Consider the following 14037-nt stretch of genomic DNA (forward strand, 5'->3'; position numbering starts at 1 on the left):
TATTCTTGTTGAAGCAATTTAAGAAGTATCGAAACCGTGGCTACATTTATAATTTCCATGATCATAATTGGATAGCGCTTCTAGATAAAAAGAGTATTGTTGGCATGATGTAGAAAAAAACAGCGCTATGTTAAAAGCACCTTTATTGTATTTAAAATACCTTATTTTTGCCCACTCCGGTTAATTTGGTATGATGCGCTTATGAAAGATTTATTCAAGAAAATATTCTTCTCTACCCGCTTAATGGCGGTTTTATTTATAGTTTTTGCAACAGCGATGGCCTTTGGTACTTTTATCGAAAGTTGGTATAGTACGGAAACAGCCCGAATTTGGATATACAATACGACCTGGTTCGAATTGATCATGGTATTCTTCGTTATCAATTTTATAGGAAACATATCCAAATACAAACTTTTTAGAAAAGAAAAATGGCCGGTCTTGTTATTACATTTATCGTGGATATTGATCATTCTTGGGGCTTTTGTGACACGATATATCAGTTTTGAGGGAATGATGCCCATTCGGGAGGGACAATCGGAAAATGTGTTTTATTCCGATAAGACCTTTCTTACCGTCAATATCGATGGAAAGATCAATGGGGAACCCCGAAGGAAAGTATTGGAGGATGACCTTATCGTGACACCGGAAGCCTTAAAGTCGAATCTACCCTGGCATAATGATTTTAACGGACAGCCATTGACCATTTCCTATGCCGGTTTCATTAAAGGGGCCGAAAGAGGTTTGGTTCCGGATGAAAATGGAAAGGAATACCTAAAAATCGTTGAGGCCGGTGATGGGCAGCGTCATGAACACTTCCTGGAGAATGGACAAGTAGCCAGTATACACAACATATTGGTTTCCTTGAACAAAGAGACCGATGGGGCCATAAATATCTTTTCCAACGATGGAACTTATCAGATAAAATCACCTTTTGAGGGCAGTTATATGCGAATGGCCGATCAATTTCAAGGTGTTTTATTAAAGGATAGTTTACAAACCTTGGAACTACGATCCTTATACAATACCGCCGGCATGCAATTTGTAATTCCTGAACCGATTATTAAAGGTACCTATGACATAGTGAAGATCCCCGATGCACAAGTGACACCTATGAGCCAAGATGCCTTGGTGATCGAAGTGAGTACCAATGGGGAAACCGTTCAACAAAAATTATTGGGGGGTAGGGGTACGTCAAATTTTTCAGAAAAAATCAATGTGGGGGGATTGGAGTTTTCCATGGCCTATGGCTCAAAGGTTTATGAACTACCTTTCAGTATTCGACTAAATGATTTCATTGCTGAAAAATATCCCGGAACAGAAAAGGGGTACGCTTCGTTTATGAGTAAAGTAACGATCGAGGATGAACGCCCATTTGACTATGACATTTATATGAACCATATTTTGGACCATAAGAAATACCGTTTCTTCCAATCCGGTTTTGATCCTGATGAGCGGGGGACCACACTTTCCGTCAATCATGATTTTTGGGGCACGTGGATTACTTATATTGGTTATTTTCTATTATACACCGGACTTATGGGTATTATGTTCTTTGGAAAAACGCGTTTTCAGGATCTAGCGGTATCCTTGGAAAAAATCAAGGCCAAAAAGGCGGCATTGAGCCTGATTTTGATTTTGGGACTTTCAATGAATTCCTTGGCCCAAGATCATACCGATAATGATGGCCATGATCATTCCAGAACCCCTACACAACGAGAGATAGACTCTGTTTTGGCAGCTAACATCGTAGATGCGAAACATGCGGAGCTCTTTGGAAAATTGGTGATACAGGATGAAGGGGGTAGAATGAAACCGATTAATACCTTTTCCTCCGAATTGGTTCGGAAATTGAGCTTAAGGGACACCTTCAGGAAAATGAATGCCGATCAAATTTTCCTATCCATGATGATGAATCCGGCCTTATGGTATAATGTTGAGTTCATCGCCCTGGACAAAAAAGCCCAGAACGATAGCATACGTAAGGTTATAGGTATTCCTAAAGGACAGAAATATGTAAAGGCCATAGATTTCTTCGATGAAAAGGGACAGTATAAACTAGAGCCATTCCTTAGGGAAGCAACAGCCACGAACAATCCCAATAAATTTGAGCAGGATTTCAAGGATGCCAACATTCGACTAAGTCTTTTGGATCAAGCATTGAGTGGTCAGATCCTGAAAATATTCCCACTATTGAACGATGAGAACAACAAATGGGTTTCTGCCATTGAATATCGAGGGGGGCAATATCAGGTGACCGATAGCCTGTACTCCAATTTTATTAAAAATGCCTTGCCTTATTACCTTATGTCCTTGAACAAAGCCATGGACAGTAAGGATTATACCGAGGCCGATAAACTATTGGCGGCCTTCAAACAAAATCAGATTAACCACGGTAGTGAGGTTATTCCCTCGGAAGCCAAGATCAATGCTGAAGTGATATTCAATAAACTGAACATCTTTAACCACCTATATAAGCTATACGCCATGGGAGGTATATTAATGTTCTTTATTTTGATCTTCCAGATATTCAAAGACCGTGAACTATGGCGTATAGGCACCTATTTCTTTAAAGGTACGATCATGATCCTTTTCCTATGGCATACGGCTGGCCTGGTCATGCGTTGGTACATTTCTGGCCATGCACCTTGGAGTGATGCCTATGAAAGTATTCTTTATGTTTCTTGGGCCACAATGGGTATGGGATTACTATTGGGCCGTAAAAGTGATATGACCATAGCGGCCTCGGCCTTTGTAACAGCCATGTTATTATGGATTGCCCACCAGAGCTGGGTCGATCCTGCCATTGCCAATTTAGTACCTGTATTGGATAGTTATTGGTTGATGATCCATGTTGCGGTTATTGTCGGTAGTTACGGTCCGTTGACCGTAGGTATGATATTAGGGGTGGTCTCGCTTCTTTTGATAATGCTTACCACCAAGAAAAATAAAAAGCGAATGCAGATCAATCTTAAGGAGTTGACCATAATCAATGAATTGGCCTTAATGGTCGGTTTGGTCATGCTTACCATTGGTAACTTTTTAGGAGGACAATGGGCCAATGAAAGTTGGGGGCGTTACTGGGGTTGGGACCCTAAAGAGACTTGGGCCTTGATTTCAATAATGGTATATGCATTTGTTATACATACCCGATTAGTACCGGGAATGCGAGGTAAATGGCTTTTTAACTTTTTGAGTGTGGTCGCCTTTGGCAGTATTATGATGACCTACTTTGGGGTTAATTTCTATTTGGTTGGCCTACATAGTTATGCCAGTGGGGCACAGGTAATAACACCTGTTTTTATTTGGTATACCGTTTTTGGGGTAGCACTTCTAGGGGTAATCAGTTACTGGCGCTATAAAGTGAATTATGAAAAGAAATAAGATATAAACAATTCCTTGCATAATGATGTGCCTTAGACAAATACGGTAAATTTTGTTATTTGTAATCCTCTACGATTATTCGAATGTCCTCCATGGTGAAATGATATTCACTTCTTAACATTTTCAAAGGTGTTTCCTTGGAAATGTCTTTTGGTAAGTTCAATTTTTCAATCATATAGGAGATAGGTACTTGGGTTTCTTGTTCTATATCATACAAAGACATGGAGCCACGAATGGATCGGGTATTCAACGAGGTAGGATTACCGCTGTTTTCTTTTTTAGTATTCGTTGTGGAACTTTCAGCCGGGGTAATAATCGGTGCTATGGCAAGTGCCGCGATTGCAAAGAAGCCAACTAATCCCAAAGCGATCCTTTTACCTGAATCCGGGGTTTTCTTTCCTTTGGTTAGGCTTACGATCCATCGCCAATGCAGTACCAGATGCAGGGCCAAAACCAATAAAAACAATACGGCTATCCAAAAATGGACAGTTCCCCACTCATGCCGATCCAGACCCCATATGGTAATACTATGCCCACTGCCTTTCGGAAGATTGTAATATAGTATAACACCTGTTGAAACCAAAAAGATGAAACAGACAAAGGCAACAATATCGATAATGTAATTTTTAGTGGGAGTTTTCATTTTAATTCATTTGGATAATCTAAAATTGTAATGCGTTTTTTTAAGGAAGAAAAGCTATCTGCATCCTTAAAAATATCCCCCCAAAATTAGAGTGCTTTATAACAAAGGCACATGATCTTAATCATGTACCAAAAAATATGGGCTATCGAAAACATGGAGTAAGTTGCCGATAAAACAATGATATTCCGAAGGGATAAGGAATAGGTGCTGTGCATTTTTTAACATACTGCTTTGACTGTGATACATTTTCTGATAAATCTTGGATGACCAAAAGAAATTCATAACTTTAACTTTCGTTAAAAATTTAATTTTGTGACTATGAAAAAAGGTATCAATACCATTTGTACGCATGAGGGGGATATTAAGGACGAGCAGTTTAAGGGAGCCGTTTCCCCATTGTACATGAGTACATCATACGCCTTTGAGGATGTTGAAGTTAAGCGATATCCTAGGTATTTCAATACCCCGAACCAGGTGGCCTTGTCACAAAAAATAGCGGCACTTGAACATGCTGGGGCTGCCATGATTTTTGGTAGTGGTATGGCAGCCATAAGTACAGCGCTTTTGGCATTTCTGAGGGCGGGTGATCATATAGTGCTCCAAAAATCACTTTACGGGGGAACGTACAATTTCGTAAATGAGGAATTTTCCAAATATGGAATTGAATACTCTTTTACCGAAGGTTTGGAGCCAGAGGATTTCGAGACAAAAATAAAAGGAAATACCAAGGTTATTTTTGTGGAGACCCCTTCCAATCCGTTGTTGACGATTACCGATTTGTCGGCCATATCCAAGATCGCCAAAAAACATGGATTGGTTTCAATGATCGACAATACATTCGCAAGTCCCGTGAATCAAAATCCGATTGATTTTGGTATTGATATAATTATTCATAGTGCCACAAAATATATGGGTGGACATTCTGATATTTGTGCCGGTGCCGTTGCGTCTACTGAAGAGAATATGGATCGTATCTTCCAATTGGCCAAAAATTTAGGGGGTAGTTTAAGTGATTACACCGTTTGGCTTTTGGAGCGGAGTATAAAAACCATGGGAATCCGGGTCAAGGCCCAAAATAACAATGCCCAACATATGGCCGAATTTCTTGAGGGACATTCCGAAATTGATAAAGTTTATTATCCCGGTTTACCCAACCATCCGGGTCATGAACTGGCCAAATCACAAATGCGTGGCTTTGGGGGAATGCTTTCTTTTGAATTGAATCCAAAATATGACGCATCCCTGTTCCAAAAAGCCCTACAATTGATAAAACCTTCCATGAGTTTGGCGGGAGTCGAAAGTACGGTGTTATCACCCGCACAGACCTCCCATGCCCTTATAGGGGCTGAAGAACGTAAAAACCAAGGTATAACTGACGGATTGATTCGGTTCTCGGTAGGTATTGAGGAACCTGAGGATTTGATTGCTGATATTGAACATGCCTTAGCACAGGTGAGGAGTCCTTCCATAGTCAATGTACAATAAGCATTCACACAGATTTTTAATTATCATTTCCACGAAAGTGGCAATCTATATATAAAGAACAAATAACATGAAACTGGATATATTGGTTTTCGGGGCACACCCTGATGACGCAGAGCTTGGTGCAGGAGCGACCATAGCCAAGGAAGTAGCGAGGGGAAAGAAAGTAGGAATAATAGATTTGACACGGGGGGAATTGGGAACCCGTGGTTCCGCTGAAATTCGGGATAGGGAGGCTGCTGCTGCAGCCAAAGTATTGGGGGTTTCCGTTCGGGAAAACCTGCAATTCGCAGATGGGTTTTTCGTAAACGACCAAAAGCACCAAATGGCCGTAATTCGGATGGTACGAAAATACCGCCCGGAAATCGTTTTATGCAATGCAGTTGATGATCGGCATATTGACCACGGCAAAGGAAGTGATTTGGTAAGTAATGCTTGCTTTTTGAGTGGATTGATAAAAATAGATACAAAAATGGATGGGGATGACCAATGGCAGGATCCGTGGCGACCAAAACAAGTATACCATTATATACAATGGAAAAATTTAAATCCTGATTTTGTACTTGACGTGTCAGGGTATATCGATACAAAAATCGAGGCGATTTTGGCATATTCGTCCCAATTTCATGATCCAAATAGTGAGGAACCCGAAACACCGATCAGCAGTAAGAATTTTTTGGATAGTGTAGATTATAGGGCAAAGGATTTAGGGCGAATAATAGGGGTAGACCATGCTGAAGGTTTTACAACCGAGCGTTTTCCAGGAATCAAGAGTTTTGATGATTTATTTTAACCGGTTTTTTGTAATTTATTTTTCATTTTGGGTAATTTAAAATAGAAACAGGAACCATTGGGTATAACACTTTCCACCCAAATTTTTCCTTTGTTTTTTTTCACTAATTCCATGCAGAGTGATAGACCCAAACCAGTACCTTTTTCATCATTGGTACCATAGGTGGTTATATTGGAATTTTTGTTGAAAAGTTTCTTTTGGGTTTCAGCATCGATACCTACACCGGTATCGCGAACCGAAATTTCCCATGATGTACTATGCTCATCGGCATTAATGGTTATCTGTCCTCCTTCAGGAGTGAATTTAATGGCATTGCTCAATAAGTTTCGAATAACGATATCAATATGATCGCTGTCTGACCAGCATAGGGTATTGACTTTAACCTTATTTTTAATACGAATAGATTTGACCTTGGCAGTTTCCTCAAGCAGATTAATATTCTCTTGAACCAAATTCTCCAAGGAAACGATACTTGGTTTGGTCGTAGATCCGTTCATTTGTGTCCTTCCCCAAGAAAGTAGGTTGTTTAGTGTAAATGAAATATTATCGATATCCGATCTTAATTTTGGGATAAACTGTAAAAAGTCCTTGGAATCTATTTCACCGTTTTTATAAAGCTGTAGGAGCCCTTGGAAAGCACCGATAGGACCTCGAAGGTCATGACCGATGATAGAGAATAATTTATCTTTTGTCTCATTGATTTCCCGTAATTCCTTTTCATTTTCAACCAATTTGGCGGTTTTATCATATAATTCAATGTTCAATTTTTTCTGGATCTTTTCGTTTCTTTTTACAATTAATGTTATGATTAAGAAAATGACAAGGACCAATAAACCGAGATAGATATATATCTTTTGACTGGCTAAGGCCTTCTCATTCTCGGTGATAAGCTGTTCTTTTTGTTTCTCAAAGTCTATCTTGGTAACCAACATGGTCAGACTTTTTTTATTCTTGTTCGTCGTAATGGTATCGTGCAAGGTTTGAAAAAGTTCATGATAATCCAAGGCGGTTTTATAATCTCCCTTTTTCTTGTTGGTTTGATATAAGATTCTTGCACTATTCAGCATTTCTTCATGAAATCTGATCTGTTTTGAAATTTCAAAGGCCTTTAGAGCGTATTCCTCAGCAAGATCATCTTTATCCCGACCCAAATAAGATTCTGCAATACCATTTAATAGTGAAGTCTCCCCACGATTGTCCTCAATATTCTTGTGAAGCATCTCACTTTGTTTGTACCAGTACAATGCCCATTTGTAATCTTTTGCCTTTAAGTAGGTTTTTCCTTTTACCTGATAGGCAAAAGCCAACCAATCCATTATTTTGTGCTTTTCAAAGATGGCTATACTACTGTTTATATTGTACATGGCATATTCCAATTCATCCATATCACTATAAACAGAGGCTAAATTGCTCATTGTTTCAGCCGAATTGATATCATCCCCTATTTTTTTATTGATTTTCTTTACAATCTTAAAAAATTGAATTGCTTGTTCAAAGTCGTTCTGATCCGCATATAAGCCGGCAATATTTTCATTGATGATCGATAGTACCATGTCATTCCCCAATTCAGAGGCAAGTTCAAGATTTTTCAAGTTTCGACTTAAAGATTCTGCATAATCGCCTTGGTAGTAATACACATTGGCAATGCTATTCTCAATATTCAGTACATCATTCCTATGATTACTGTTCTTTACGATCTTTAGGGCTTTTTGGTAGTATTTGATAGCCTCGTCGTAATTGCCTTGATCTTCATAATAGTTACCAATCCCTACCAAAGAACTACTTTGGCCATATTCATAGTCCGCACTTGAGGAGTGGGCGTAGGCCTCTTTGGAAAGTAGATATAGACTATCAGAGTTGAAATACCGTATTTCACCTCCCAAGTCATTCAATAAAGTAATGTATGTACTGTCTTTAGGATTAAAGTCACTCTTCGATTTTAATCGTTGTATTTGAAATTGTAGACTATCCCTACGTGGTACTTGGGACTGAACCTGGCCAAATCCGAAAGTCAGTAGGACTACGAAAGCAATAACCAGCTTGTTCAATAGGGATATTTGTTTAATTCTCATTTCAAGGATAGGGTACTAAAACAACTTTTTAATTAAGGAATAAATTTAATTCCCTTTAGGGCAGATAAATAATAAATGTTGTGAAATACTCATTTTTGTGTGTTTTGTCCCAGTAGAAGTGTATTTCATCGATAAAACGGTGTTATTTTAGTTGTATAGATAGGCTGAATGATTTTATTGTTCTCTTTTAAAATGATATTTATTTAAAAAATAAATTTTGTTTTTATTGGCACAATCAATGAAAAAAAATTACCTTTGCGACCGCTTTAAATGGTGGTTGTAGCTCAGTTGGTTAGAGCATCGGTTTGTGGTACCGAGGGTCGCGGGTTCGAATCCCGTCTTCCACCCAAAATGCAAAAGCCCTGACGGAATCGTCAGGGCTTTTTTTGTATTACACGTGAAGCACTTACTTTACAGCTTTGTCCACTATTATTTTTTGGTCGCGATTGGCAATTTCCCAGGCTGTATGGAATACCAACCGTGTCCTGTTCTCCAATAGGTCATAATTTATTTTATCCGGGGTATCGGAGGGTCGATGGTAATCATCATGGGTACCATTGAAATAAAAGATTATAGGAATGTTGTTTTTGGCAAAATTGTAATGATCGCTTCGATAATAAAAACGGTTGGGGTCGTTCTCATCATTATATTTATAATCCAATTCAATGTTCATATATTTTTTGTTCACCGCTTCAGAGAGGTTATGCAATTCGGTACTTAATTTATCCGAACCGATTAAATAAATGTAATTGCGGTTACCTTCACGTTTAGGGTCTATTCTACCTATCATATCGATATTTAAATTGGCCACGGTTTGGCTTAATGGAAATATCGGTTGCACATCGGTATAATACTGGGATCCCAATAACCCTTTTTCCTCTCCTGTCACATGTAAAAAGACAACGGAGCGCTTTGGTCCATTTCCCGCATCGACGGCCTTTTTAAAAGCTTCTGCTATTTCCAATAAGGCCACGGTTCCCGATCCATCATCATCGGCCCCATTATTGATTTCCCCCTTATCCGTTATTCCTATATGGTCTAAATGGGAAGATAATACAACATATTCCTCGGGTTTGGTCGATCCCTTGATAACAGCTACAACATTTTCCGACTCAATGATACCACTATCGGAACTTAGGTTAAGATCCAATGCTGTTTTTATTACCTCCTTAGAGGTGGTATTTAAAATACCAGGGTATAAGGCCGTTGCAACATTTTTATTCAGAACAATATTGATAAAGTCGTTATCATTGGTAGTTTTTAAAGACAGTCCCCCAGAAGAACGATCTCTTCTTCTATTGAAATAACTTTGATATCTCGTATAATTGGTGTCGTCATAATACAACATACCAAGTCCACCACGCCCCTGAATCGTTTTCGAGCGCATACCATAGGCATCGGACACCTTGCTCCATTTTGAATTATTACGGGTACCAGTGACCTTAAAAGTGCCATCGGCATTCACAGGCTCCCCGAACTTCACCAATACTAACTTGCCTTTTATATCAATTCCTTCATAATCACTATAATTCTTATCGTCAATACCATACCCCACATAAACAATATCACTAAAATGACCTTGGGCGGCATCAAAGGCAAGTACATCCTCACCTAATTTATAATCCATACCATTTATGCGTAATTCCCCCTTCGGCATTACATCCATGACCAAAGGGACTTCTTGGTAGTAGTCACCGTTTTCCTTTGCTGCAGGAATGCCCAATGCAACATATTCGTCCTTAATATATGCTGCAGCTTTCTTTTCGCCCGGTGTTCCTGTCTCGCGCCCTTCAAATTCATCCGAAGCATATACATAGAGGTGCTTTTTTAATTCGTCGGATGTTATGGTTGCGGCATACGTTGTTTCAACGGATGGAGATGTAGTGATTTCCTTTTTTTCAGGAACCGTATTTTGGGAAGAATTACAGGCCATGGTCAAGCCAACAGCAATCAAAACCAATTTTTTCATTTGGGTCGTATTTTTAATGACATCAAAAATAATGAAAACCGAAGGATAAGTACTTTTTATTTGAAAGACACATCCTACTGCTGCCCCTTTTTCTTTTTTAAGGATGGATTATCGGCGTACTGGGTGGGGGCCATGCCCTTTTGCGCCTTAAATTGACGATTAAAATTGGAAATTGAATTAAAACCGGATTGTTCCGCGATTTCGGCGATACTCAGATTTGAGGTTGCGAGTAAATGGCATGCATGTTCAAGCCGTAGTTCTATCAAAAATTGAAAAAAGGTTTTATTGGTCTGTTTTTTAAAGAAACGACAAAAAGCATTTGGCGTCATAAAGGCCAATTCAGATATAATGCCCAATCGTATTTCCTGTTGAAAATTATTTACGACATAATCGAATATGGATTGTAATCGTTGCCCATCCCTGTCACCAATATGCTTTGGATAAACAAAACCCGTTAACATCTCCTTGCGCGCCGTACACAGTATTTTCATCAGTTGCAGAAGGCTGATAAAACGGGTGAGTTTTCCTTGGCGTGGCATTTGTTCAATGAGTTTATGAACTTCCTTTCGGTCAGATACCAATCTAAATCCGTTTTTTGCACAGTTGAAAAATGGTTGTACCTCTTGAATATCGGCCAGATCAAAAAAATCCTTTCCAAAAGAATCCCGCGTAAAAAACAAGGAAATCATTTTAGCGTTTTCGTCCATTAATTCACTTTGAAAAAGATGTGGACAATTCGGACCAATGACAAAAAAGTCGTTATTGCTAAAATGATGAATACTATCCCCGGTAATTAATTTCCCCTTACCCTTTACGATCCAACTAAGTTGAATTTCCTCATGCTGGTGTAATTGACCATAGAACATCTTGGACTCATCAACCTGAACGATCAGGTTTTGGTTCAAGGGCTTTGGAATTTTAAAGGGATATACTTTCATTGTTTTATAATATGCGAATATTGTACGTCATTTTGTGTTAATGCCTTTTAATAGGATAATATACGCATATATTTGGATAATTTAAATGTATTTATAAAGCATACTCCCTGTGTATTTTTGTGTATAATCCATTAAAAAGTAAGGCATGAAAGTACAATGGCAGGGCGTAATGCCAGCGGTAACGACCAAATTTAGTCCGGATGATACCTTGGATTTGAAAATGTTCCGTATAAACATTGAAGCACAATTGAATGCAGGGGTACATGGGATAATCCTGGGAGGAACCTTGGGGGAGGCCAGTACCTTGACCGATGGGGAAAAGCGTATCCTTATTCAGGAAACCGTTAAAATAGTAGCAGGCAACGTTCCCGTAATCATCAATATCGCTGAGCAAAGTACCCATGATGCCCTTGTTGCCGTGCAAAGGGCCAAGGAATACGGGGCAAACGGTTTAATGATGTTACCACCAATGCGCTATAAGGCAACAGATAGGGAAACCGTTGTTTATTTTAAGACAATTGCCAATTCCACGGATTTGCCCATAATGATCTATAACAATCCGATTGATTATAAAATCGAGGTAACCTTGGATATGCTGCAGGAAATGTTGGAGTGCGATAATATCGAGGCGGTTAAAGAGTCTACCCGTGATATTTCCAACGTTACGAGAATACGAAATCGATTTGGCAACCGCTTAAAGGTACTCTGTGGTGTTGACACCTTGGCCTTGGAAAGTATGCTGATGGGAGCCGATGGCTGGGTTGCCGGACTCGTATGTGCCTTTCCTGCCGAGACGGTTGCTATTTATGAGTTGGTCAAAGCAGGTAGGACCAAGGAGGCTATTGCTATATACAGGTGGTTTTTACCATTGTTGGAATTGGATATCAGCCCTCAATTGGTCCAGAATATTAAACTCGCAGAATGCAGTACAGGAATCGGTACCGAAATAGTCAGGGCCCCAAGATTGCCACTTGAAGGTGCCGAGCGTAAAAGGGTTTTGGGAATTATAGGGGAAAGCCTAAGAACAAGGCCTAGTTTACCACTATATAAAGACTTAACCCAAGATACCTAAATAGTCTATTTTATTACAGTTACCCACAATTTTAGAATAATATTCTATAATTTGGTAGTAGAATAATCAAGAAAATAAAAATGAACACCAAAATGATTACGGGTAAGAACTTTATTGGGAATTCACGCTCTGGGAAAGGAGACAAAACCTATAAAACGTTTAATCCACAATTGAACACCGAAAACACTTTTTCCTTCGTTGAGGCTACCGAAGATGAAATCGACCAGGCAGTACGTTTGGCAACAGCGGCTTCTATTGAATTTGGGACTTTGTCAGGGATAAAGAAGGCCGGTTTTTTAAATGCCATAGCCGATGAGATTTTAGCTTTGGATGAACTATTGATCAAAACGTATTGCTCGGAAACAGGTTTGCCAGAAGGTAGGGCCATGGGTGAAAGAGGTAGGACCATTGGGCAATTGCGGGCCTTTGCTGCATTGGTCGAGGAAGGTTCCTGGGTAGAGGCATCCATAGATACTGCCATCCCTGATAGAACACCCATACCTAAATCCGATTTACGTAAAATGCTCATTCCTTTAGGACCCGTAGTCGTTTTCGGGGCAAGTAATTTTCCTTTGGCATATTCAACTGCCGGTGGTGATACGGCAGCTGCATTTGCTGCGGGATGTCCGGTAATCGTCAAGTCACATCCCATGCATGCCGGAACAGGGGAATTAGTGGCCTCGGCAATTGTAAAAGCCATTCAAAAGACCAATATGCCCAACGGGGTTTTTTCTAATTTGAATAGTAGTGGCATCGAGGTAGGTTCTGCCTTGGTAAAACATCCTGGGGTAAAAGCAGTGGGCTTTACAGGAAGTATCGGAGGTGGCAGGGCTTTATTCAACCTTGCTTCCCAACGCGAGGAACCGATTCCTGTTTTTGCTGAAATGGGAAGTATCAATCCCGTTGTGATTTTGCCTGATGCAATTCATAAAAGAGGAGCGGACTTGGCCAAAACCTATGCAGGGTCCATCACTTTGGGTACTGGACAATTTTGTACCAATCCCGGATTACTTCTAGGTATCAAGAGTGAGGCACTAACCGACTTTATAAATAAGCTTTCAGAAGAGATCATCAAAATAGAGCCCACATGCATGTTGCACCCCAATATTATAGGTGCCTATGAACATAAAAAAGACAAGGCCCTATCACAGAAGGGATTGCAGGTTATGGCCGATAAGGCGCCTAGCGTACAGGCAAATTATGCCCGGCAGACCGTAACTACGGTAGAGGGTAAGACCTTCTTACAAAACACGACCTTACACCAGGAGGTTTTTGGACCCTATTCTATTGTTGTTCAATGTGAGGACGTTGATCAATTGGAAAAAATCATCAGGAATCTTGAAGGTCAATTGACAGGTACCATAATCGCTGAGGAAAGCGAATTGGCAGGGCACCAAAAAATAGTCGATGCATTACAAAATAGGGTAGGCCGATTAATATACAATGGTGTGCCAACGGGTGTAGAGGTTTGCCCATCAATGCAACATGGCGGACCTTATCCTGCTTCAACGGATAGTCGCTTTACGGCTGTAGGTATTCATTCCATAAAACGATGGGTACGGCCAATCAGTTACCAGGATTGGCCCGATAAGCTATTGCCCGATGCCTTGAAAAATTCAAATCCTTTGGGAATTTCCCGGCTTGTCAACAATGAACAGACCAAAAACAACGTATAATCAATCCTTGA

9 protein-coding genes and 1 tRNA gene are annotated in these 14037 nt (G+C 39.8%); 6 read left to right on the forward strand and 4 right to left on the reverse strand.

The window, feature by feature from the left end:
* Positions 1-201: 201 nt before the first annotated feature.
* A complete protein-coding gene (gene ccsA / locus HPE56_RS00165) occupies positions 202-3381 on the forward strand; it encodes a cytochrome c biogenesis protein (RefSeq protein ID WP_188241759.1) in 3180 nt (1059 codons plus the stop codon).
* Positions 3382-3436: 55 nt separating this feature from the next.
* Here the strand turns inward: ccsA and HPE56_RS00170 are convergent, their stop codons facing one another.
* Positions 3437-4024, reverse strand: coding sequence for a DUF4405 domain-containing protein (locus HPE56_RS00170; protein ID WP_188241760.1), 588 nt, complete (start codon positions 4022-4024; stop codon positions 3437-3439).
* Between the two features lie 318 nt (positions 4025-4342).
* Here HPE56_RS00170 and HPE56_RS00175 point away from each other — a divergent pair, with 318 nt between their 5' ends.
* Both HPE56_RS00175 and bshB1 read left to right on the forward strand, forming a co-directional pair.
* The gene (locus tag HPE56_RS00175; protein WP_188241761.1) at positions 4343-5509 is read left to right on the forward strand and encodes a trans-sulfuration enzyme family protein; all 1167 of its coding nucleotides are present in this window, start codon (positions 4343-4345) and stop codon (positions 5507-5509) included.
* A gap of 67 nt (positions 5510-5576) precedes the next feature.
* Complete coding sequence (gene bshB1 / locus HPE56_RS00180) at positions 5577-6299, forward strand: bacillithiol biosynthesis deacetylase BshB1 (RefSeq protein ID WP_188241762.1); 723 nt, start codon at positions 5577-5579, stop codon at positions 6297-6299.
* Here bshB1 and HPE56_RS00185 read toward each other — a convergent pair.
* A complete protein-coding gene (locus HPE56_RS00185; protein WP_188241763.1) occupies positions 6296-8371 on the reverse strand; it encodes a tetratricopeptide repeat-containing sensor histidine kinase in 2076 nt (691 codons plus the stop codon). The two genes, bshB1 and HPE56_RS00185, sit on opposite strands and share 4 nt — an antisense overlap.
* A 272-nt stretch (positions 8372-8643) precedes the next feature.
* Here HPE56_RS00185 and HPE56_RS00190 point away from each other — a divergent pair.
* Positions 8644-8719, forward strand: a tRNA-His gene (locus tag HPE56_RS00190).
* 58 nt (positions 8720-8777) lie between these two features.
* Here HPE56_RS00190 and HPE56_RS00195 read toward each other — a convergent pair.
* On the reverse strand, positions 8778-10340 hold the full coding sequence (locus HPE56_RS00195) for a M28 family peptidase (protein ID WP_188241764.1): 1563 nt from the start codon (positions 10338-10340) through the stop codon (positions 8778-8780).
* A 74-nt stretch (positions 10341-10414) separates the two neighbouring features.
* Positions 10415-11278, reverse strand: a complete 864-nt coding sequence (locus HPE56_RS00200) for an AraC family transcriptional regulator (protein WP_188241765.1) — start codon at positions 11276-11278, stop codon at positions 10415-10417.
* A 145-nt stretch (positions 11279-11423) separates the two neighbouring features.
* Here HPE56_RS00200 and HPE56_RS00205 point away from each other — a divergent pair, with 145 nt between their 5' ends.
* Positions 11424-12350, forward strand: a complete 927-nt coding sequence (locus HPE56_RS00205; RefSeq protein ID WP_188241766.1) for a dihydrodipicolinate synthase family protein — start codon at positions 11424-11426, stop codon at positions 12348-12350.
* 92 nt (positions 12351-12442) lie between these two features.
* Complete coding sequence (locus HPE56_RS00210) at positions 12443-14026, forward strand: aldehyde dehydrogenase (NADP(+)) (RefSeq protein WP_188242481.1); 1584 nt, start codon at positions 12443-12445, stop codon at positions 14024-14026.
* The last annotated feature ends 11 nt before the right edge of the window (positions 14027-14037 follow it).

The organism is Maribacter aquimaris (genome assembly GCF_014596745.1).
Taxonomy (GTDB): domain Bacteria; phylum Bacteroidota; class Bacteroidia; order Flavobacteriales; family Flavobacteriaceae; genus Maribacter_A; species Maribacter_A aquimaris.

What these genes read in the sequence shown, in the direction of transcription:
- ccsA (WP_188241759.1), top strand. Translation starts at nt 202, where the DNA reads ATGAAAGATTTATTCAAGAAAATATTCTTCTCTACCCGCTTAATGGCG.
- HPE56_RS00170 (WP_188241760.1), bottom strand. Translation starts at nt 4,024, where the DNA reads ATGAAAACTCCCACTAAAAATTACATTATCGATATTGTTGCCTTTGTC.
- HPE56_RS00175 (WP_188241761.1), top strand. Translation starts at nt 4,343, where the DNA reads ATGAAAAAAGGTATCAATACCATTTGTACGCATGAGGGGGATATTAAG.
- bshB1 (WP_188241762.1), top strand. Translation starts at nt 5,577, where the DNA reads ATGAAACTGGATATATTGGTTTTCGGGGCACACCCTGATGACGCAGAG.
- HPE56_RS00185 (WP_188241763.1), bottom strand. Translation starts at nt 8,371, where the DNA reads ATGAGAATTAAACAAATATCCCTATTGAACAAGCTGGTTATTGCTTTC.
- HPE56_RS00195 (WP_188241764.1), bottom strand. Translation starts at nt 10,340, where the DNA reads ATGAAAAAATTGGTTTTGATTGCTGTTGGCTTGACCATGGCCTGTAAT.
- HPE56_RS00200 (WP_188241765.1), bottom strand. Translation starts at nt 11,278, where the DNA reads ATGAAAGTATATCCCTTTAAAATTCCAAAGCCCTTGAACCAAAACCTG.
- HPE56_RS00205 (WP_188241766.1), top strand. Translation starts at nt 11,424, where the DNA reads ATGAAAGTACAATGGCAGGGCGTAATGCCAGCGGTAACGACCAAATTT.
- HPE56_RS00210 (WP_188242481.1), top strand. Translation starts at nt 12,443, where the DNA reads ATGATTACGGGTAAGAACTTTATTGGGAATTCACGCTCTGGGAAAGGA.